This window comes from Kitasatospora sp. NPDC096128, from assembly GCF_040303105.1.
Taxonomy (GTDB): Bacteria; Actinomycetota; Actinomycetes; order Streptomycetales; family Streptomycetaceae; genus Kitasatospora.
The window spans coordinates 125,196-143,940 of sequence record NZ_JBEOSP010000021.1 but is presented as its reverse complement, the minus strand read 5'-3'; the positions used below and the strand labels follow the sequence as shown (position 1 = coordinate 143,940).

At 74.2% G+C, this 18,745-nt stretch carries 17 protein-coding genes and 1 pseudogene; 10 read left to right on the top strand and 8 right to left on the bottom strand.

The window, feature by feature from the left end; all coding sequences use genetic code 11:
- The first annotated feature begins 245 nt into the window (after window positions 1–245).
- On the top strand, window positions 246–1,787 hold the full coding sequence (locus ABTY61_RS23670; protein ID WP_350507040.1) for a DEAD/DEAH box helicase: 1,542 nt from the start codon (window positions 246–248) through the stop codon (window positions 1,785–1,787).
- Window positions 1,788–1,845: 58 nt separating this feature from the next.
- Here ABTY61_RS23670 and ABTY61_RS23665 read toward each other — a convergent pair whose 3' ends face one another.
- Together ABTY61_RS23665 and ABTY61_RS23660 are read right to left on the bottom strand one after the other, a co-directional pair.
- A complete protein-coding gene (locus ABTY61_RS23665; RefSeq protein WP_502895415.1) occupies window positions 1,846–2,859 on the bottom strand; it encodes a helix-turn-helix domain-containing protein in 1,014 nt (337 codons plus the stop codon).
- 65 nt (window positions 2,860–2,924) lie between these two features.
- Window positions 2,925–3,968, bottom strand: a complete 1,044-nt coding sequence (locus tag ABTY61_RS23660) for a hypothetical protein (protein ID WP_350507038.1) — start codon at window positions 3,966–3,968, stop codon at window positions 2,925–2,927.
- Window positions 3,969–4,270: 302 nt separating this feature from the next.
- On the opposite strand from ABTY61_RS23660, the gene ABTY61_RS23655 reads away from it, so the two are divergent.
- The 4 genes from ABTY61_RS23655 to ABTY61_RS23640 all read left to right on the top strand — a co-directional run bounded on the left by ABTY61_RS23655 (window position 4,271) and on the right by ABTY61_RS23640 (window position 7,405).
- Window positions 4,271–4,702: a GNAT family N-acetyltransferase gene (locus ABTY61_RS23655; protein ID WP_350507037.1), complete on the top strand. Its 432-nt coding sequence runs from the start codon at window positions 4,271–4,273 to the stop codon at window positions 4,700–4,702.
- A 93-nt stretch (window positions 4,703–4,795) separates the two neighbouring features.
- The gene (locus ABTY61_RS23650; RefSeq protein ID WP_350507036.1) at window positions 4,796–5,467 is read left to right on the top strand and encodes a phosphatase PAP2 family protein; all 672 of its coding nucleotides are present in this window, start codon (window positions 4,796–4,798) and stop codon (window positions 5,465–5,467) included.
- A 77-nt stretch (window positions 5,468–5,544) separates the two neighbouring features.
- Entirely contained in the window at window positions 5,545–6,156 is a 612-nt protein-coding gene (locus ABTY61_RS23645) for a SigE family RNA polymerase sigma factor (RefSeq protein WP_350507035.1), read from the top strand.
- A complete protein-coding gene (locus ABTY61_RS23640) occupies window positions 6,146–7,405 on the top strand; it encodes a hypothetical protein (protein WP_350507034.1) in 1,260 nt (419 codons plus the stop codon). The genes ABTY61_RS23645 and ABTY61_RS23640 overlap by 11 nt, the downstream gene beginning before the upstream one ends.
- A 233-nt stretch (window positions 7,406–7,638) precedes the next feature.
- On the opposite strand, the gene ABTY61_RS23635 is transcribed toward ABTY61_RS23640, so the two are convergent.
- A complete protein-coding gene (locus tag ABTY61_RS23635; RefSeq protein ID WP_350507033.1) occupies window positions 7,639–8,136 on the bottom strand; it encodes a DUF4232 domain-containing protein in 498 nt (165 codons plus the stop codon).
- A 10-nt stretch (window positions 8,137–8,146) separates the two neighbouring features.
- On the opposite strand from ABTY61_RS23635, the gene ABTY61_RS23630 reads away from it, so the two are divergent.
- Window positions 8,147–8,629: a hypothetical protein gene (locus ABTY61_RS23630; RefSeq protein WP_350507032.1), complete on the top strand. Its 483-nt coding sequence runs from the start codon at window positions 8,147–8,149 to the stop codon at window positions 8,627–8,629.
- A 182-nt stretch (window positions 8,630–8,811) separates the two neighbouring features.
- On the opposite strand, the gene ABTY61_RS23625 is transcribed toward ABTY61_RS23630, so the two are convergent.
- From ABTY61_RS23625 to ABTY61_RS23615, 3 genes are all read right to left on the bottom strand, one after another.
- Complete coding sequence (locus ABTY61_RS23625; protein ID WP_350507031.1) at window positions 8,812–9,435, bottom strand: DUF4328 domain-containing protein; 624 nt, start codon at window positions 9,433–9,435, stop codon at window positions 8,812–8,814.
- Between the two features lie 194 nt (window positions 9,436–9,629).
- Complete coding sequence (locus ABTY61_RS23620; RefSeq protein ID WP_350507030.1) at window positions 9,630–10,655, bottom strand: terpene synthase family protein; 1,026 nt, start codon at window positions 10,653–10,655, stop codon at window positions 9,630–9,632.
- 531 nt (window positions 10,656–11,186) lie between these two features.
- The gene (locus ABTY61_RS23615) at window positions 11,187–11,444 is read right to left on the bottom strand and encodes a DUF6296 family protein (RefSeq protein ID WP_350507029.1); all 258 of its coding nucleotides are present in this window, start codon (window positions 11,442–11,444) and stop codon (window positions 11,187–11,189) included.
- Window positions 11,445–11,730: 286 nt separating this feature from the next.
- Between ABTY61_RS23615 and ABTY61_RS23610 the strand changes: the two genes are divergently transcribed.
- The gene (locus tag ABTY61_RS23610; RefSeq protein WP_350507054.1) at window positions 11,731–13,287 is read left to right on the top strand and encodes a fatty acyl-CoA synthetase; all 1,557 of its coding nucleotides are present in this window, start codon (window positions 11,731–11,733) and stop codon (window positions 13,285–13,287) included.
- 15 nt (window positions 13,288–13,302) lie between these two features.
- Here ABTY61_RS23610 and ABTY61_RS23605 read toward each other — a convergent pair whose 3' ends face one another.
- Window positions 13,303–14,106 carry a polysaccharide deacetylase family protein gene (locus ABTY61_RS23605; protein ID WP_350507028.1) on the bottom strand — a complete coding sequence of 268 codons (804 nt, stop codon included), beginning with the start codon at window positions 14,104–14,106 and terminating at the stop codon, window positions 13,303–13,305.
- Between the two features lie 304 nt (window positions 14,107–14,410).
- Here ABTY61_RS23605 and ABTY61_RS23600 point away from each other — a divergent pair, with 304 nt between their 5' ends.
- From ABTY61_RS23600 to ABTY61_RS23590, 3 genes and pseudogenes are all read left to right on the top strand, one after another.
- Complete coding sequence (locus ABTY61_RS23600; RefSeq protein WP_350507027.1) at window positions 14,411–15,142, top strand: hypothetical protein; 732 nt, start codon at window positions 14,411–14,413, stop codon at window positions 15,140–15,142.
- A 138-nt stretch (window positions 15,143–15,280) separates the two neighbouring features.
- The gene (locus ABTY61_RS23595) at window positions 15,281–17,962 is read left to right on the top strand and encodes a WD40 repeat domain-containing protein (RefSeq protein WP_350507026.1); all 2,682 of its coding nucleotides are present in this window, start codon (window positions 15,281–15,283) and stop codon (window positions 17,960–17,962) included.
- A 290-nt stretch (window positions 17,963–18,252) separates the two neighbouring features.
- Window positions 18,253–18,387: pseudogene (locus ABTY61_RS23590) on the top strand (hypothetical protein); the annotation flags it as partial.
- A gap of 46 nt (window positions 18,388–18,433) precedes the next feature.
- Here ABTY61_RS23590 and ABTY61_RS23585 read toward each other — a convergent pair.
- Complete coding sequence (locus ABTY61_RS23585) at window positions 18,434–18,700, bottom strand: hypothetical protein (RefSeq protein ID WP_350507058.1); 267 nt, start codon at window positions 18,698–18,700, stop codon at window positions 18,434–18,436.
- Window positions 18,701–18,745 lie beyond the last annotated feature (45 nt).

Here is an 18,745-nt window from a genome sequence, read left to right as displayed (position 1 = left end):
CAGCGCCGCGTCCGAGCCGGTGCCCCGAACCGGCGCCCGAACCGGTGCCCCGCCGTGACCGCCCACGGTTTCGAGGTTCCTCGCGCCCAGCCTCCACGGTGGGCGCCGACTGCGGCGACGTACCGCACGGTCCGACCGTCCACGCTCCGCCCGTCACACTTCCGGCCCGTTCCCTGCGGTCTCCCCCGGCGCCCCGCGTCATCGGAGCCTTCCTCGTGACGTGCCGCCCTGAGGAAGGTTCCCGCATGACCCATTCCGGTCGCTCCTCGTACCGAGACGCAGACTTCCGCTCCACCTCCGGCTCCCGTTCCACCTCCGGCGGCGGCTCCCGTTCCGGTGACCGGCCCTACCGGGGCCGTCGCCCGGCCGACCGGAGCACGCCTCAAGGCTCCAGCGCTCAGGGCGAGTTCGCAGCTCCGGCGAACACCACCCCGGCGCTGCCGGCCGTCGAGTCCTTCGCCGAGCTGGACATGCCGGAGGCGCTGCTGTCGGTGCTGACCCGGGAGGGCGTCACGGCGCCGTTCCCGATCCAGGGTGCGACGCTGCCGAACTCGCTGGTCGGCCGCGACGTCCTCGGCCGGGGCCGTACCGGCTCCGGCAAGACCCTCGCCTACGGCCTCGCCACGCTCGCCCGCACCGCCGGACGCAGGGCCGAGCCGCGCTGCCCGCTGGCCCTGGTGCTGGTCCCCACCCGCGAGCTCGCGCAGCAGGTGACCGAGGCCCTCACCCCCTACGCCCGGGCCGTACGGCTGCGGACCGCGACCGTGGTCGGCGGGACGTCGCTCAGCCGCCAGGCGTGGATGCTGAACCGGGGGGCGGAGATCGTGGTGGCCACCCCGGGCCGGCTCAAGGACCTGCTCCTGCGCGGCGACTGCCGGCTGGACCAGGTCGCCGTCACCGTGCTCGACGAGGCCGACCAGATGGCCGACATGGGCTTCCTGCCGCAGGTCACCGAGATCCTGGCGCAGGTCGACCGGGCCGGCCAGACGATGCTGTTCTCCGCCACCCTGGACCGCGGCGTCGAGGGCCTGGTGCGGCGCTTCCTGAAGGACCCGGTCACCCACTCGGTGGACCCGTCCGCGGGAGCGGTCAGCACCATGGAGCACCACGTGCTGCACGTGCAGAACTTCGACAAGAGCGCCACGATCGCCCACATCGCCTCCCGCGAGGGACGGGTGATCATGTTCACCGAGACCAAGCACGGCGCGGACCGCCTGGTGGAGGAGCTGCTGGCGAACGGGGTACGGGCCGCGGCCCTGCACGGCGGCAAGCTCCAGCCGCAGCGCACCCGCACCCTGGAGCAGTTCCGGGCCGGCCAGGTGACCGCGCTGATCGCGACCAACGTCGCCGCCCGGGGCATCCACATCGACGGCCTCGACCTCGTCGTCAACCTGGACCCGCCGGGCGACCACAAGGACTACCTGCACCGGGGCGGGCGCACGGCCCGGGCCGGGGAGTCCGGCACCGTCGTCACGCTGGTGCTGCCCAACCAGCGCCGCGGGATGGCCCGGATGATGAACACCGCCGGGATCACGCCCGTCACCACCAGGGTCACCTCCGGCGACGAGGAGCTGGTCCGGATCACCGGGGCCCGGGTGCCCACCGGCGTGCCCGTCACCGTCCCCGACCCCGTCGTCGAACGCCCCCGCCGCAGCGCGGCCACGAGCCGCGGCCATCGCGGCCGCCCCTCCCGGACCGCAGGCGACTCCCGGGCCGGCACCGAGCGTGACGGCCAGGGCTCGTCCGGCCGCCACCGGGCGGCCCGGCGGCCGGTACGCGCCGAGTAGTACTGCCGGGTAGTACTACTGGCGGGCCGCGCCGCTCACGGTGCGGCCCCCCGGCTGCTCACCCCGCCTCCGGGAGCGCGGTCAGGACGCGCTGACGGTGTTCGCGGGGCGAGAGCCCGTACGCGGCACGGAAGGCGCGGCTGAAGTCGTCCGCACGGGGGATGCCCCAGCGGGTGGCGACGGCGTGCACCGGGGTGGCGCGCTGGGCGGGGTCGGCGAGATCGCGCCGGGCCCGCTCCAGGCGTTGGGCGCGGATCCAGGCGGCGAGGGTGGTGCCGTCCTCGGAGTGCCGGGTGAAGACCCGGTGGAGGTGGCTGACGGAGACGTGGTGGGCGGCGGCGATCACCGCCGGGGTCAGGTCCGGGTCGTGGAGGTTGCGCCGGACGAAGGCGCGGACGGCCTCGACGAGGGCGCGTTGGCGGGTGTCGTCGGGGACGGCGGCCTCGGCGTCCAGCTCCCGGGCGACCCAGGAGGCGACCAGGTCGACCGCGATCGTCCCCAGCCGGGCCGCCTCGGCCGGTCCCAGGGTCACGGCCTGCCGGTCCAGCCCCACCAGGAACTGCGACAGCAGGGCCGCCGAGCCCTCCCGGGCCGAGAACGCGCGGCCGAGCAGGGCGCGCAGCCGGTGCGGCGGCAGCGGCAGCAGGGCGGCCGGGAAGTCCATGCCCACCCCGGAGAGCCGGGGTTGCGTCCCTCCGGCGGTCGGGGTGCCGAAGGCCCGCAGGTCGTACGGGTGCGAGCTGTCGACCAGGTGCAGGTCGCCCGGCCTGAGCGTCTCCGTCCGGCCGGACCCGCGGGTCAGCGCCATGGCGCCCTCCTGGAGGAACGACAGGTGGTAGATCCCCTCGTCGGCCCGCCGCACCATCCGCTCCGTCCGCCGGAACCGGACCGACGGGAACGACGTCCCGAACAGGACCACCTCCCCCAGCTCGGCTCGGCGCAGCTCCGCCCGGAAGTCGTCCGCGTGGGCGCTCGTCGCCTCGCAGGCCCTGGTCCGTTCCAGCAACTCCCGCCAGCAGTCGAAGCGTTCTCGCGCGGGCAGGTCCTCACCACGGAACACGGTTCCGGTCACTGCGGTCACGTCCGCCCTCTCAGGCTGCTCCCCCACCGTCGTCCGAACGCCGTCCGTCGGCCGGATCATCCCGCCGGGCCGGGCTCGGGGGCAGGTCCGCCCGGGGCTGCGGTGGGCGGGGGCTCGGCGGGCGGGGCCTTGCTGAGGGACACCTCCGCCGGGTGCCCCTGCCCCTCCGGCTGCTCGGGGAGCCCCGGGCGCTCCGGGTGCTCCGGGTGCCCCTGCCCCTCCGGCTGCTCGGGGAGCCCCGGGTGCTCCGGGTGCTCCGGGTGCTCCGGGTGCTCCGGGTCGCTCTGCTCGATCCGGCTCAGCAGTCGGGCGACGGCGTCGGTGCGCTCGCGGAGCACCGCGATGTGCTCCGTCCGATCGGCCTCCACCGCGGCCTCGGCGGGCCGTACCGGGATGCCCCGCTGCCGGGCGGTCGCGATCAGGCTCTCTCCGGCCTGCCCGACGATGACCAGCGTGGCGGCGGCGAAGCAGCCCGCGTCCAGGGTGTGCGTCCGGCCGAACAGACCGCGGTGGACGATCTGGGCCGGCACGGTCAGCTCGTCCAGCCGCTGGTCGACCGAGCCGCGTTCGAGGGCCGCGAGGACGACGGTGGCCAGTGCCTCGCCCGCCTTGGTGACGGCCCACTTGCGACCCGGCACCGGCGGGAGGAACTCGCGGATCCGGTCCACGTCCTGCTCCAGGGCGCTGGTGGTGAGCACCTCGAAGGCGTTGCGGGTGCGGATCTCGACGACCTTGTCCCACTCGACCTCGGCACCGTCGAAGCCGACCTTCACCGGCCCCAGGTGCACGGCGCCGTAGCCGTCGAGCAGGCCGAGCAGCTTGTGCGCGACGGCCGGGGTGCGGGGGTGACGGCCGATCAGAGTGCCCAGCGACAGCTTCCACGGCTCGACCGCCGGAACCGGCGGCGGGGCCACGGAGCCCAGGGCCGCCAGCGCCCAGCGCCCGCCCGCCGCGGACCGCCCGCCGCGCAGCACCGCCTGCCGACCGGCCTCCCCCCACTCGGCCGCCGCCCCCACCAGCCGCCCCAGCCCGCCCGCCCACTCGACCCTGGCCACCCGCCCGCCCTCTCCGCTCCCCGACGAAACCCACAGGTCGGACATGGTACGGCGGCTCCCCGGCCCGCTTCCGGGCACCTCCCCCCCCCGCCGATTCACCGCCGTTTCCGGGGCCACCGATGCGGGACGGTTGCGGCCGTCCGGGTGGCCGGCCGGCGTGGCTGCCACCGCGCCTGCGGCCGCCTGCGGCCCCTGCCCGGGCTCACCGAACCGCCAGCCCGTCGAACGGGCCGTGCCGTCGAGCCGGGGACACCGTTGCCGTCGCGGCTCCCTGACGTTCCCTGACGGCGGGGCACCGATCGCCCACCCGACGGGATCCCTCGCACACCGCCTGTACGATGTAATGCATGACAAGCATGAATGACCCTTACGAGCTGCGCCCGGGCGTCCCCACCGTCGAGGTCTTCCGCCGGCTGCGCACCGACGCGGGCCTGTCCGACCGGGCCCCCGAGGACGTCGCGCTCGGCCTGCCCAACACCTGGTACGGCGTGGTCCTGCACCACGAGGGCGCGCCCATCGGCATGGGCCGGATCATCGGCGACGGCGGCACCGCGTTCCAGATCGTCGACATCTGCGTGCACCCCGCACACCAGGGCCGGGGCCTCGGCAAGCGCATCATGGCGGCCCTCACCGAGGAGTTGGACCGCCGGGCCCCCGCCACGGCCTACGTCTCGCTGATCGCCGACGGGCCCGCGCGCCTCCTCTACGAGCGGTTCGGCTTCAAGGACACCGCCACCCACGACTCGATCGGCATGTACCGTCCGACGGGCACCGGCTGACCGCACCGGCCCACTGCCGTCGGGCACCATGGACCCCTGACCACGGGGCGGGAGCCCGCGCCCCCGGTTCTCCGAGGAAGGGCGACCGCCGCCATGGACCACCCACCGCACGCCCGCCCGCTCCGGTGGGCAGCCGCAGCCGCCGTCGCGGTGCTGCTGTTCGCGGCCCTGGCCGCCCTGCTCGCCGGCCACGACTGGGCCCCGTACGGCTTCGAGCAGGACGCCGGCACCTGGAGCGCCGCCCACCGGCCGTCCGCCGCCCGGGCGGCCGCCGTGGTGATCACCTCCCTCGGCTCCGGCCCGGTGCCCTACCTCCTCGCCCTGGCCGCCGGGGCCGTCGCCGTCCGCTCCCTGCCCGCCCCGCGCCCGGCCCGCCGGGCCGCGCCACTGCTCCTCGCCCCGGTGGTGTGGCTGATCGCCGGTCAACTGGTCCGCTCCGGCCTGATGCAGGTCTTCGCCCGGCCCCGCCCGCCGCAGGCCGACTGGGCGACCGGCGCGACCGGCTTCTCCTTCCCCTCCGGCCACTCCTTCACCTCCGCGGTCTGCGCCGGGCTGCTCGCCCTGGCCGTCGCCCGTGCCCGCCCGGCCGCCGCCAAGGGCGCCGCCGCGGGTGCCGTCCTGGTCGCGGCGGCCGTCGGCCTCAGCCGGGTCTACCTCGGGGTGCACTGGCCGCTGGACGTCCTCGGCGGCTGGCTGCTCGCCGCCGGGTGGCTCGCCCTCGCCACGGTCGCGCTGCCCCGGGTGAGCCCGGACCGGCCGTCCTGACGGCTCCCTGACGTCCCCCTCAAGTCCCCCGCCGAACGGACTGTCACACGATGCCGGGCCCACCGCGTTACCAAGGTATGGATCAAGAATCGAGTGCGGACGCGTCGCCCGAACCACCCTGGCCGGAGTTCCCGGACTTCGTCGCCGCCCGCGCCCGGCACCTGCTGCGAACCGCCTTCCTGCTCACCGGCGGTGACGCCCACCTCGCCGAGGACCTGGTGCAGGAGGCGCTCGGCCGGGTCTTCGTCAAGTGGCGGAAGATATCCCGGCTGGACAACCCCAGCGGCTACGCCCAGACCGTCCTGGTCAACACCTTCCTCTCCTACCGGCGCAAGCGCAGCGCCTCCGAGCGCGTCACCGCCGAGTTCCCCGAGGTCGGCGTGGACGACCCGGACCCGGCCCTTCGGCTGACGCTGCTGCGCGCCCTCGCCGAACTCCCCGCGCCGGACCGCGCCGTGCTGGTGCTGCGCTTCTGGGAGGACCGCAGCGTCGAGGAGACGGCCGCCGCGCTGCGGCTGAGCGGCACCGCCGTCCGCACCCGCTCCCGCCGGGCGCTCGTCCGGCTGCGCGCCGTGCTGGGCGCGGACATCGACGCGGTCCTCGGCGGCTCGCCGGAGACGGACGGACTCGACGCAACGACCGGACCCGATGTCCCCTCCCGGAAGGCGGTGCTGCGCCATGCCCAGTGACGACGACGAGTTCGCGGACGCGTTCGCCGACGGCTTCGCCCGCGCCCTGCGCGGCGCCGCCGAGCTGGCCCCCGAACCGGTGCGGCACACCCTGACCGCCCAGGCCGAGCAGCGCGGCCGCCGTCGGCGGCGCAACCGCCGGGCCGTCCTGGCGAGCGGCCTCGCGGTGCTGGTGCTGGCCGGGGCCGGCGGCTTCGCGGCCGTCCGCGGCGGCACCTTCGGGGCCGTCGGCCCGGTCGGCCCGGTCGGCCCGCCGACCCCCGCCCGGCCCACGATGTCCGCGCAGGAGCTGACCGCGCTGTACACCAGCCTGCTGCCGAAGGGCACGGTGACGGACTTCGTCGCCGGTTCGATCAGGAAGATCGACCCGCACCGGACGGGCACCACCCTGCTGTTCGACGACGGCGCGGGGGCGAGCACCGTCGAGTTCGGCGCGGAACGGACGAACCTGGCGCCCGACGCGGGCGCGGTCTGCATGGACCCCTTCCAGATGCCCCAGGACTCCTGCGCGCGGACGGTCCGGCCGGACGGTTCCGCACTGGTGATCGACAAGCTGCGGAGCCAGCACCCCGAGAACGGCCGCGAATGGCGGGTCACCTGGGCCGCCCCGGACGGACGGCGGGTCACGTTCACCGAGTTCAACGGGCAGCCGGCCACCGCGAACCGGCCGAACCCGCCGCTCACCGACGACGCCCAGCTCACCGCACTGGTGACCTCGCCCGCCTGGGAGCAGGTCTTCGCCACCCTCGCCCCGGCCGACGGCGCCCCGAAGCCGGCCCGCACCCCGAAACCCGCGCCGTCCGCCACCGGCCCGTCCGACGCGGACCTGCTCGCGACGCTCATCCCGCTGCTGCCCGCCGGGGCCGTGGTCGGGAGCCAGGACCCGGGGCACGCCGCGCTCGGCGTCACCTTCGAGGGCCGCACCAGCCTGCTGATCGTCACCGCGGACCCGCCGTCCCAGCGCGGCCGCGAGGAACTGGCGAGCATGGACCGCAGCCCCACCACCCCGCTGGAGGTGCGGGAGAAGCGCCCGGACGGGACGGTGGTCGTCACCAACCGCTTCGGCAACGGGAAGGGCGCGACCAACCCGGTCCTGCACTGGCTGGCCGCCGTCCACTACCCGGACGGCAGCCGGGTGCAGATCTCGGAGGGCAACGGCGAGAACGCCTACACCTACCGCCCGGGCGATCCGGCGCTCGACGTGGACCGGCTGAAGGCCATCGCCACCGACCCGGCCTGGCGCCGCTGACCGCTGGAACGGCGGTCCGGTACGGGGGTTGGCACCCTCCCGGCACCGGGCCGCCGGCAACGGCACCTCCTGGACACCGCCGCGGACCCGGCCACCGACGATGCGGTCCTGTTCGTCTACGGCGGCACCCGCAAGGGCGACGGCTTCCCGTGGACTTCCACCGGCAAGGTGATCACCGACCTGACGCCGACCGCCTGATCAGCCCGCCGACGGCCTGGTCGCCGACCGCCTGATCAGCCCGCCGACGGCCTGGTCGCCGGCGACTGCCCGGCCTCGGCGGCCCAGGCGCCGACGCCGAGGCGCCCGGTGGTGCCCAGGTCCAGCTCCGGGACGACCATCACGGGCGCCGCGCCCGGCAGCGCCCGGACCCGTACGTACGGGGCGTCCACCGGGTCGCCGGCGCCCGCCTCGGTGGTGTTGCGCCACACCAGCGTGGAGCGGGCGCCCTCACCCGGCTTCAGCACGAGCCGCCGCGGCGGGTCGTCCGCGCCGGTGCCGCTCGCGATCTCGGCGCCGCCGCGCAGGAACCTCACCCCGTCGACCGGCTTGTGCTCCAGGTCGAGCAGCTGCAGGTCCGGATAGCCGTTGACGGTCACCGGGGCCGTCCCGCAGTTGCTCAGGTGCAGCCCGACCACCCGCAGCCCCATCGCCGCGTCGCCGTCGTCCGCGCTCACCCGCACCCCGGACGCCGGGCACGGCCCGTCCACCCGTGAGGCCTCGGCGCTCGGCACGCTCCGCACCTTGACCACCTTCACCCCCGAGGCGTTCCCGCCGAGCTCGACCCGGCCCTTCTCCGTCGCCCCCGGCGCGAGCCCCGCCACCGTCCTGGTCACGTTGTCCAGCGCACCCCCGGCCGCCCCCGTCCGGTTGAACACCACCGTCACATCGGCCGCCTCCCCGCCCCCGTTGGTCACCTCGTACTCCGCACACACCGGACCCACCGCCGTGATCCGCGCCCCGACCTTCACCGCCCCCGTCGGCGCAGCCGACACCACCCCGCACGGCCCGCCGCTGCCGGAAGCCGACGGCACCCCGACCGCACCGACCGACTGCCTCCCGCACCCCGCGAGCAGCACCACCGCTGCCACCGCGCCCACCCCATGCCTCGTCAGCACCGCGCCGACCTTCCCGAAGTCACCCACCCGACCATCCGATCACGAACCACCCCGCCCCACCATGAGCCGCATCACTCCCGCGCACCATCCCGGCAACACCCCGCCGTAGGCCCGTCACAGCCTGCGGGAACGGCGCCGCCGCGCCGCCCCGGGCTGCGGCCGCCGCTTCATCGACACCGGCCGCCGCACCCCGCAGCGCCACTGCACCCCCGCGGGGCCACCCGGGTCCGGGTCGCCACCCAGCGCGCCGCCCAACGGGCCGGCGGCTGACCAGGCCCGCGCCTCGGGCCCTCAGCGCGACGCAGCCCCGGCGAACGGCAGGGAGGCCAGCTCGGCACCCACCGCGGCGTGCTGGCGGGCCGTGATCCGCCGGATCACCAGGATCGCCAGCACGGCGGCCACCACCCCGACCGTCGCGTCGACCGGCGAGTACGCGTACGGGCGGCCCACCCCCAGCCCGATGAGGATCGCCGCGCCGACAGTCTTGCCGAGCCACGCCACCCACCAGGCGTCGACCAGCCACGCCCCGTCGGCCGGCGCGTTCGCACGCCAGACGTCCAGCGCGACCCGACGCGGGATCCACCACATCGGCCCCGGAACGAACCACGCCCAGACCGCAGCCCCCGCCGAGTACTTGTGCGCCCCCGGCGCGAAGTACTCCGCGTTCAGCCGGCACCGGCGGAACCAGCACAGGAACACCACGACGGTCGCGATGAGCAGCGGCCCGGCGATCGGCGCGTACCGCGCGAACAGCTCCGACCTCGTACCGCCCGCCACCGCCACCGCCGGCTGCGCCGCGGCCTGAACGCCGATCAACACCTGCGCGGCCACCGCCAGCCCCCGGGGGTCGGCCACCGACCCGCTGTAGGCCAGGGCGCGCGGGCGCGGCGCAGTACGGTCGGCTCGGATGGTCATTGCGGTCCCCCACCGGACTTGCCTGCGGTGCTGGTCACGCGCAGAGATCGCGAGAAGGATAGGGACACGTATTCGAACTGTCCACACGACCACCACCCCGAGCACACCGGGAGCGCCCGACCGGACCGTGGCCCGCCCTCCGCTCCGCCGCGCGACACCCGGCCCCGCCGAGCGGCGACCCGCGCCGACACCCGCTAACAGGGGGTGAAGACGTCCACCCCGGTCCCCCGCCCCGATCCGCTCGCGGCGGGCGTCGCCGCGGTGTCCGGCCGGTAGCGCTCCGCGCGGGCGTGGTACTCGAAGTCGCCGCGCAGCAGCGAGCGGTGGTGCTCGGCGTAGCGCCGCACGGCCCCCCGGATCGGCTGGGTGGCGCCGGCGGCGGCGAGTTGGGCGGTCAGGTGCCGTTCGGCGCTGACGGCGCGTTCGACACAGGCGGCCCGGAGGGCGTCGACCCGGGCGACGGCGTCCTGGACGCTTCCGCCGTGGTGGTGGCGAAGGACGAAGACGGCGTTGTGGTAGTAGCCGGCCGCGCCTTCCTTCCGGGCCGAGCAGAGGTCGTTGTAGAGGGCGATGTGGTCGACCACGGCGTTGCGCAGGGCGACGAGTGCGGGCAGGCGGCGCATGTGGTCGGGCAGGTCGATGGCCGGCGGGGTTTCGAAGAGGTCCAGGAACATCCCCATGCCGATGGAGTTCCGGCGGTGGGTGAGGTAGTCCTCGGGGAGCGGCGTGTGGCCGGCCGCGCGTTCCACGGCCTCGCGCCAGTACGTCCACAGCCAGGCGGTGACGTCCTCCCGGAAGGTCCGGTGCCAGACGGCCGACCGGCCGGTCAGGGTGCGTCGCCACAGGTCGGCCAGGGCGAGGGCGGCCGGGCTGGTCGGACGGCGGGCGCCGTGCAGGATGCCCGTCAGTTCGTCGATCGCCGCCCGGCTGCGGGCGAGGTCCTGGCCGCAGCCGTCGTCATCGAAGGCGTCGTCGACGACGAACGCCCAGAACGTCCACTGGCAGCGCAACGCGAGCGGCCCCACCTCGGCGGTGGGGTCGGTGAGGGCGCACCACAGTTCCGCCTGGGTGCGCCGCATCCGGCGGCGCACCTCGGGCGCGGCACAGAGGCCGAACTCCTCGGCCCAGGCCCACATCCGTGAGCCCGCCTCCTCCTGGAGGGGGTTGCCGCCGGTCGGCGGGAAGGGCATCCGGAAGGCGGGGAGGGTGATCCGGTCCATGGCGCGCCTGCTCCTGTCTGGTGGGGAAAGGCACTGCGGCCGTGGCACCTTCCGACAGTTCGTTCCCGCTGTCCAGTGCGCACCGGTCCGTGCGCCGCCCTCCGGCCCCTCGGCCGGGCCGCCGCTTCGACGGCGCTGTCCGTTCCGCGCGGTTCCCGCCAACTCACGTGGAATGAAGGATCATTGACGGACCAGCAGTTCCGGCCCCACCCGAACGGCGGCCGCCGCAGCGGGAGCCGCCCCCCGACCGCCCCAACCGGCCGGGCGCCGACGTCGAGCCTTCCCCGAGGGGCCCTCCACCGGGCCGCTGCCGCACCGGCGGAGGCTGTACCCGCAAGAACGGTGGCGGGACGAGCGGTTCAGCCTCGGCCCTCGGCATGCCCGGCTACGGGAGGCGATCGGCATGGAACCGGACCGACTGGCGCACGAGAGCACGCACGCCGTGGACCGACGGCCGGGGCCGGCCGAGTCGGCAGGGGTCGGCGCCGTCACCCTGCGTCGGCCGGGCGCCGCGGCCGGTGGCGACGGCCGTCACGTCCTCCGCGTGGCGCGGTCGGGCAGCGGTACGGCGTGCAGGCAGGGGTGCGGCCCGGTCCCGGCCGGGGCCGCCAGGACGGTGGCCACCTCCCCGGTGATCTCCACCCGGAGGTCGCCTTCGAGGTTCGTCCAGACCGGCCCGCCGCCGGGCCCCAGCACCTCGGTGGCGTGCACCACGACGACGGTCGGCGGGGCGTGTCCGCCGATCGGCCCGGGCAGGGTCACCGCGTATCGGCGTTCAAGGCTCTTCATGGCCGGCCTCCTCGTCGGACTCCCTCCCGATGGCGTCGATTCTCCTCCGAGGCCGGGCCGCCGTACACGAACGGTGACCGTCTTCCCGGCACGCTTCGGCCCGGCGCGGTGCCAGGGCCCCGGAATCGGTGGTCCTCCGGGCGCCTACCCGGCGGGCTCCCCGCGCCCGGCCCCTGGTGCGGGCGCCCCGGAGCGGGCAGGCTGCTCCTGCCCACCCGGGCGAAGCCCAACCGCCCTACCACCCGGCCGCCCCGCCACCGCGCCGTCCGAAAGCGAGACCGTGAGCATGATCGACGCCCCACGAGCCGCCACCGACGACCCCCGAGCGGGCACCGTCGACGCGCTGCTGCGCCGGAGCGCCCGCCGGACCCCCGACCGCGTCGCACTCACCTTCGCCGACCGCGGCTGGACCTACCGGGAGCTCGACGAGGCGGTCAGCCGAGCCGCCGGGCACCTCCTCGGGCTCGGCCTGCGCCCCGGCGACCGGGTCGCCGCGTACGGGCGCAACTCCGACGCGTACGCGATCGCCTTCCTCGCCTGCGCCCGGGCCGGACTGGTGCACGTCCCCGTCAACCACGCCCTCACCGGCGAGGAGTTGCGCTACCTGCTCGGCCAGTCCGGGAGCCGCGCGGTGCTCAGCGACCCGGCGCTGGCCGCGGAGGTCGAACGGGTGCGGGACGGCCTGGCCGTCGAACACCTGGTGCCGCTGCGGGACGACGATGCCGGGCTCCTGGCGGCCGCATCGGCCGGCCCCGTACCCGAACCCGGCACCGGAGTGGCCGACACCGAGCTCGCCCAGCTGCTCTACACCTCCGGCACCACCTCCCGGCCGAAGGGCGCGATGATGACCCACCGCGCCCTGGTGCACACCTACCTGTCCGCCATCCACGCCCTCGACCTGCGTGCGGACGACCGGCCGTTGATCTGCATGCCGCTCTACCACTCGGCCGCCCTGCACGTCTTCCTGCTCCCCTACCTCGCCGTGGGCGCCCGCGTCCTGCTGCTGGAGTCGCCCGACATCCCCGAACTGCTCCGGCGGATCGAGGGCGACCGGATCGGCTCGCTGTTCCTGGCGCCGACGGTGTGGGTGCCGCTGGCCAACCGCCCGGACCTCGACCGGCACGACCTGTCCTCGCTGCGCAAGGCCCAGTACGGCGCCTCGATCATGCCGGTGACGGTGCTCGACCGGCTGCGCGCCCGCTACCCGCAGGTCGGCTTCTACAACTGCTTCGGCCAGTCCGAGATCGGCCCGCTCTCCACGGTGCTGCGGCCCGAGGAGCACCTCGACCGACCGGCCTCCTGCGGCCGCCCGGTGCTGTTCGTGGAGGCCCGGATCGTCGACCGGGACGGTGCCGAGGCGCCGCCCGGCACCCCGGGTGAGATCGTCTACCGCTCACCGCAGTTGTGCCTCGGCTACTGGGAGTCGCCCGAGCAGACCGCCGAGGCCTTCAAGGACGGCTGGTTCCACTCCGGGGACCTGGTCGTCGCCGACGAGGAGGGCTACCTGACGGTGGTCGACCGGATCAAGGACGTCATCAACACCGGCGGCGTGCTGGTGGCCTCCCGGGAGGTCGAGGAGGCCGTCTACAGCCACGCCGCCGTGGCGGAGGTCGCGGTGGTCGGCACTCCCGACGAGAAGTGGATCGAGGCGGTCACCGCCTTCGTCGTCCTCCGCCCCGACGCCGCCGCCCCCACCGAGGCGGAGCTGATCGCCCACGTCCGCAGCCGGCTGGCCCCGTTCAAGGTGCCGAAGAAGGTCCTCTTCGTCCCCGAACTGCCGCGCAACCAGAGCGGCAAGCTGCTCAAGCGCGACCTCCGGTCGGGGTCCGGCGGGAGCCGGTAGCCCTCCCGGTGCGGGTCACGGAGTGGTCTGGACCGGGAAGCCGGTGGCGCGGCCCTGGGCCTTCAGCCAGCCGAGCACCTGGCCGAGGGCCTCGACGGTCTGCTGGCGGTCGCCGCCGCCGTCGTGGAAGAGGATGGTCGGGCCGTTGCCGATCTCCTTCTTGACCGTGTCGACGATGGCGGCCGTGCCGGGCTTGTCGAAGTCCTTCGAGTCGATGTTCCAGCCGAGCGGGCGCATGCCGTTGGCGGCGGCGATGCGCCGGCTGTCAGGGGTGAACGAGCCGCCGGGGGCCCGGTAGTACATCACTTCGGCCCCGGTGCCCGCGGCCTGCTCGATCATCTTCTTCGCGTCCAGGATCTCCCTCTCCTGGTACGCGACGGGCTTCTTGTCCATGGTGGTGTCGTGGTCCACGGTGTGGTCGCAGAGCCGGTGGCCGGCCGCGACGACCTGCTTGACCAGGTCCGGGTGCGCCTTGGCCTGCGGGCCGATCATGCAGAAGGTCGCCTTCACCCCGTACCGCTTGAGCACGTCGAGGACCTTCGGGGTCCACACCGGATCGGGGCCGTCGTCGATGGTGATGTTGACGGCGTTCCCGCCGGCCTCGGAGGCATGGGCTATGCCCTCCGGTATGCGGCCCTGCTGGGTGCCGCCGCCCTGCGCATCGTCCTGGCCGCCGTGGTCGCCGGCGCTCGCGTCCCGCTCGTGTGCGGCGTTCCGGTGCTGGGCGGGGATCGACTCGGTGACCGTGGGAACCACCCAGGCGCTCGCCGCCACGACGACGACCGCCGCGGCGACCGCAGCCCGCGAACGGTTGCCCATGTTCCCCATGCGCGCCTTGAAATCCATCAACGATCACTCCCCCACTGCACCCGCACCCGCACGTTCACTGAGGTCGATGACGTCAGCCGGATCGAACGGGGTTCCGCGGTCCGACGGCCGTAGCAGTCCGGTGACAATTCGCCGGCGGCCAGGTCCGGCGCTTCCTCGCGCCCCGTACCCGCTCTGCGTCCGGAGGTTCCGTGGCCTGTCCTCCCACCCCGACGTCCCACATCCCGCCTGTCTCCCGGATCTCGGTGTCACGCGCGTCACACACATCGCACACGTCACACGCGGAGGCGAGCGCATGAGCACCGACACCGCGTCGGCCGCGCGCGCCGACGTACCCGCCGACGAGGAACTGCAGTGGCTCGCCGACGGCCGCCGCACCGAGACGATCGAGGCGATCAGCGTCAGCGCGATGGCCCGCCGCCTGCCCGCGCTGGTCGTCCGCGCCTTCCGCCTCGGCTGGCGGATCGACCGCGCCTCCGTCGCGCTGCTGCTGACCTGCCAGGCCGTGTCCGCCGTGCTCGGTGCTGCGGGCCTGTTCGCGACCACCGGCACGATCTCCGCGCTGTTCGGCCCGGGCCGGCTCGACGACAAGCTCGCCCACGCGGCCCCGTCGATCCTGGTGATCGCGGCGGCGGCCGGCGCCCGCTCCCTGCTGGGCATCACCATCCGGACCGTCACCATCCACCTGCCACCGCGCATCTCCCGCGAGGCCGAGGCCGCCGTCCTGCGCGCCACCGTGGCGGCCGAGCCGACCGCCTACGACCACGCCGGCTACAACGACGAACTGGAAGCCGTCGACCGCGGCGCCGAGGTCTGCGTGGACATCGTCGGCGAGGCGCAGAACCTGCTCGCCGCCCTCGCCTCGCTCCTCGGCGCGGCCGGCGTGCTGACCGTGCTGCACCCCGCCCTCCTGCCGCTGCTGGTGCTCGCGGCGCTGCCCCAGGGCATCGCGTCGGTGCACGCCGCCCGGGTGCAGTTCCTGGCGAACCGGGCCGCGATCGGCGACCGCCGGGTCATATCGCAGTGAATGCGCAAATCCATTGATCCGTGCGCAATGGCTCCGGACCGTGACTGCAGGGTGTCGAGACCCTCGGTCGGTCGGTGTGGGGGCGTGAGGCCCGGTGACCGGAGCTGAGTGTCAGGGCGCATGACTAGTCTTCGGGCCATGTTCGAGGCTTACGAGGGCTTGCCCTGTGACGTGGATGAGTTGCTCTCCGATCCGCGGCGTCTGGTGTCGGTGGAACCCGAACGAGTGCTGGAGTTGTTGGATCAGGCGCCCGGTTCGCGAGCACGGTTCTTGGCGTCGGTGTACCGGGTTTCGGCAGGCGTGCACCGGGACCTCGACCCGGCACAGCGTCGGCAGGTGTTGGCCCTGGATGCGGCCCGGCTGGGTGACCGAGTACTGGCCGCGTGGCTCGCCGACGCCGACGTGCCCGGAGAACCCGGCGAGCAGTGGCAGGTGGACTGGGCAAGCGGCTCTCTGGTGGACCGCCGGCTCGTGCGTTCCCTCACCGGTCACGGCGGCCCGGTGATGGCGGTGGCGACGGCGATGGTCGACGGCAGGCCGGTTGCCGTCACGGGTAGCCGGGACAAGACACTGCGCTTCTGGGACCTGGCGACGGGTCGTCAGCTCCACGAGCCGGTGGCCGGCCGCACCGACCCGGTGTCGTCAGTGACGGCGGAGGTCTTGTCCGTCGCGACGGCGATGGTGGACCGACAAGCGGTTGCGTTCACGCTGAACACCGACGGGACGGTGCTCGTCTTCGATCTGGGCACCGGCCGTGGGGTCGGCGAGTTCATCCGGGTGGTGGAGAGTGTGACGCTGGCCGGCCGCCGCGTCGTCCTCACTGTCGGGGCGGATCGCACGATGCATTTGTGGGACCTGGTCACCGGCCGCCGGCTCGGCGAGTTCGCATCTGTGACGGACATGGCGATCTTGGACGGGCGCCGTGTCGTTCTCACCTCCGAGGCGGACGGGGCACTTCGGGTTTGGGATCTGGTCACCCGCCGTCAGGTCGGTGAGTCCCTGCGCGTGGTGAGAGCCGTATCGCTCCATGGTCGCCCCCTCGCCCTCACCATGGGGGAGGAGCAGGTGCCGCGCCTGTGGGACCTGGTCACCGGCCGACCTGCCGGCTCTTCCCTGACCGATTCGGTCGACCTGCCGCCGGAGGGCGACGAGGACCTGGCTCACGTGTTCGCGGTGACAGTGGTGAACGGGCGAGTCATTGCCGTCACCGTCGACACCGGGGAGGAGAGGCTCCTTGAGGAGTTGACGACCGGTCGCAGGATCGGCAGGCCCGTACGGGGGCGGGAGGCCGCGGTGATGGACGGGCGTCCTGTCGCTCTCACGGTCGGAGCCGACCGCGAGCTGCGGATCTGGGACCTGGCGAGCAGCCGCCAGGAGGCCGACGGCATGCGCGTGGTGGAGACCGTCGTTCCGGGCCGGCAACCTGTCACCTTCGAGGTCGGCAGGGAAGCGGAAGCGCGCGTCTGGGAGTTGATCACCGGCTGTCGGGACAACCGATCGCATCTTGGCGGCGCTGGGCGAGCCGATTCGAACGCTGCCACGGAGACTGCGGCGGTGGACGGGCAATCGGTCACCCTCACCGCCGAGGACGACGGGACGGTACGCGTCCGGGCCACGGCTACCGGGCTGCCAATGGGCATACCGCTCACCGGTCACACCGACCGCGTCTGGGCGATCGCCACCACGCGTGCTGACCGGCACACGCTCGCGGTCACCGCAGGCCTCGACCGGACGGTCCGCGTGTGGGACGTGGCTACCGGGCAGCAGATCGGCGAACCTCTGACCGGCCACACCGGCCAGGTGTGGGACGTGGCCACCACCGTTTTGAACGGACGCCCGATCGCCGTCACCGCAGGTGCGGACCATACCGTCAGGACCTGGGAGCTCACGAGCACCCATCAGATCGACCCGCCCGATTCCGGGTGCAGCGGTCCGGTGCTGGCGGTGGCCACAGCGGTGCTCGAAGGCCGGCCCGTCGCCGTGACGGCAGACGCCGACCACACCGTGCGGGTCTGGGACCTCGCCGACGGGCGGCAGACCGTCGAGGCCCTCACCGGCTTCGGGGGCGAGGTGTCCGCCATGACCACCGCGGTGGTGGACGGGCGGCTCGTCGTCGTCACCGCAGATCCGGACGCCAGCATCCAGGTCCGGTCAATGGCAGACGGCCGACAGGTCTGTGATCCCTGGCTCACCCACCATGGCAGGGTGCTGACCATGGCCGCCGCGGAACTGGACGGTCGGCCCGTCGCCGTCACGGCCGGCTCCGACCGGACCGCATGCGTGTGGGACCTCGCCACCGGCCGGCAGATCGGCGAGCCGCTTTCCGGTCACTCCAGCAGGATCCTGGCCGTGGCCACCACAGTTCTGGCGCAGCGGCCCGTCGCGGTCACCGGAAGCTGGGACAAGTCGGTGCGCGTGTGGGACCTCGCCACCGGGCAGCAGATCGGCGAACCTCTGACCGGCCATACCGACTGGGTGACCTCAGTGGCGACCACCGTGGTGGACGGGGAGCCCGCCGCGGTCACAAGAAGCCGCGACAACACCGTGCGTCTGTGGGACCTCGGCACCGGGAGGCAGGTCGGCAGCGCCCCGGCCGGCCACACCGGAGCGGGCCGCGCCCTGACTGTCGTCACCGCCTCGGGACGGCCACTGTCGGCCATCGGCCAGGACAGGACGGTGCAGCTCTGGGACCTCGCCACCGGCCGCGAGGCGGCGGCCGAATATGTGCTACCGCTCCCGGTAACAGCGCTCGCGAGTACGCCGAGTGGAGCGCTGGTGGTTGCGTTCGGACCGGAGGTCGCGGTGCTCAGCCGACGTTGAGGCGAAAGCCGACGGCGTCAGTGTGACGGGCGCCGAGGCCCAGACGCGGAATCGTCGTGACCGTTGCGTCGAACCCGACCACTCACCGTGACCAGAGGCCAGGCCCTGCCGGCCCCCTGCTGCGCACCTCCAGCCGACACAACCAGTGCGCACCGATTGTTGATTCGGGCGTTTCGGCACGAATCGGTGCGCATCGAGTCGCGGAACCTACATCTGCCCAACTCAGCCGGACAACACCTGACCCACCTGCTCGAATCCCCCGTCCGATCAACCGCCTCGGAGACAGCGTCATGGAAACCCTCCGCCAGGCCGGCCTGCCGTCCTCGTCGCTGTCCGCGCCGTCCGTCGTGGCCGACATGCTGGACGGCCTCCGCCTGGAGCCCGGCCACCGGGTGCGGGACATCGGCACCGGCCAGGGGTGGACCGCGGCACTGGCCGCCTTGAGGCCGACCCGGAGACCTCGATGGCGGCTCAGCCCCGGCGGAGGGCGCCCTCGCAGTCCCGGCAGCGGCGGTCGGCGTAGGCGGGCGGGTACCACGGCTCACCCGGGCGGGTGGGGGCGTAGTGGGCGTGCTCCATCGGGGTGGTGTCCCGGCCGCACAGCGTCCACGCCTGGGGGTCCTCCGGTGCCTCCGGGTCGGCCCCGGCGGCATGGACCAGGAAGACGACCGGGCCCGCGCCCTCGGCACTGCGGTCCTGGTCGGGCTCCAACTCGAAGAGGACGACGATCGTGGCCATGGTCCCGACGCTGCGCGCCGCGGCGCCCGCCCGCACCCGCTGTAC

Excerpts from the sequence above, each read along its gene's own strand:
- ABTY61_RS23660 (WP_350507038.1), bottom strand. The coding sequence starts at position 3,968 with ATGTCCGACCTGTGGGTTTCGTCGGGGAGCGGAGAGGGCGGGCGGGTG.
- ABTY61_RS23600 (WP_350507027.1), top strand. The coding sequence starts at position 14,411 with ATGAGCACCGACACCGCGTCGGCCGCGCGCGCCGACGTACCCGCCGAC.
- ABTY61_RS23585 (WP_350507058.1), bottom strand. The coding sequence starts at position 18,700 with ATGGCCACGATCGTCGTCCTCTTCGAGTTGGAGCCCGACCAGGACCGC.
- ABTY61_RS23625 (WP_350507031.1), bottom strand. The coding sequence starts at position 9,435 with ATGACCATCCGAGCCGACCGTACTGCGCCGCGCCCGCGCGCCCTGGCC.
- ABTY61_RS23605 (WP_350507028.1), bottom strand. The coding sequence starts at position 14,106 with ATGGGCAACCGTTCGCGGGCTGCGGTCGCCGCGGCGGTCGTCGTCGTG.
- ABTY61_RS23650 (WP_350507036.1), top strand. The coding sequence starts at position 4,796 with ATGGACCACCCACCGCACGCCCGCCCGCTCCGGTGGGCAGCCGCAGCC.
- ABTY61_RS23670 (WP_350507040.1), top strand. The coding sequence starts at position 246 with ATGACCCATTCCGGTCGCTCCTCGTACCGAGACGCAGACTTCCGCTCC.
- ABTY61_RS23610 (WP_350507054.1), top strand. The coding sequence starts at position 11,731 with ATGATCGACGCCCCACGAGCCGCCACCGACGACCCCCGAGCGGGCACC.
- ABTY61_RS23655 (WP_350507037.1), top strand. The coding sequence starts at position 4,271 with ATGACAAGCATGAATGACCCTTACGAGCTGCGCCCGGGCGTCCCCACC.
- ABTY61_RS23645 (WP_350507035.1), top strand. The coding sequence starts at position 5,545 with ATGGATCAAGAATCGAGTGCGGACGCGTCGCCCGAACCACCCTGGCCG.
- ABTY61_RS23640 (WP_350507034.1), top strand. The coding sequence starts at position 6,146 with ATGCCCAGTGACGACGACGAGTTCGCGGACGCGTTCGCCGACGGCTTC.
- ABTY61_RS23615 (WP_350507029.1), bottom strand. The coding sequence starts at position 11,444 with ATGAAGAGCCTTGAACGCCGATACGCGGTGACCCTGCCCGGGCCGATC.
- ABTY61_RS23620 (WP_350507030.1), bottom strand. The coding sequence starts at position 10,655 with ATGGACCGGATCACCCTCCCCGCCTTCCGGATGCCCTTCCCGCCGACC.
- ABTY61_RS23595 (WP_350507026.1), top strand. The coding sequence starts at position 15,281 with ATGTTCGAGGCTTACGAGGGCTTGCCCTGTGACGTGGATGAGTTGCTC.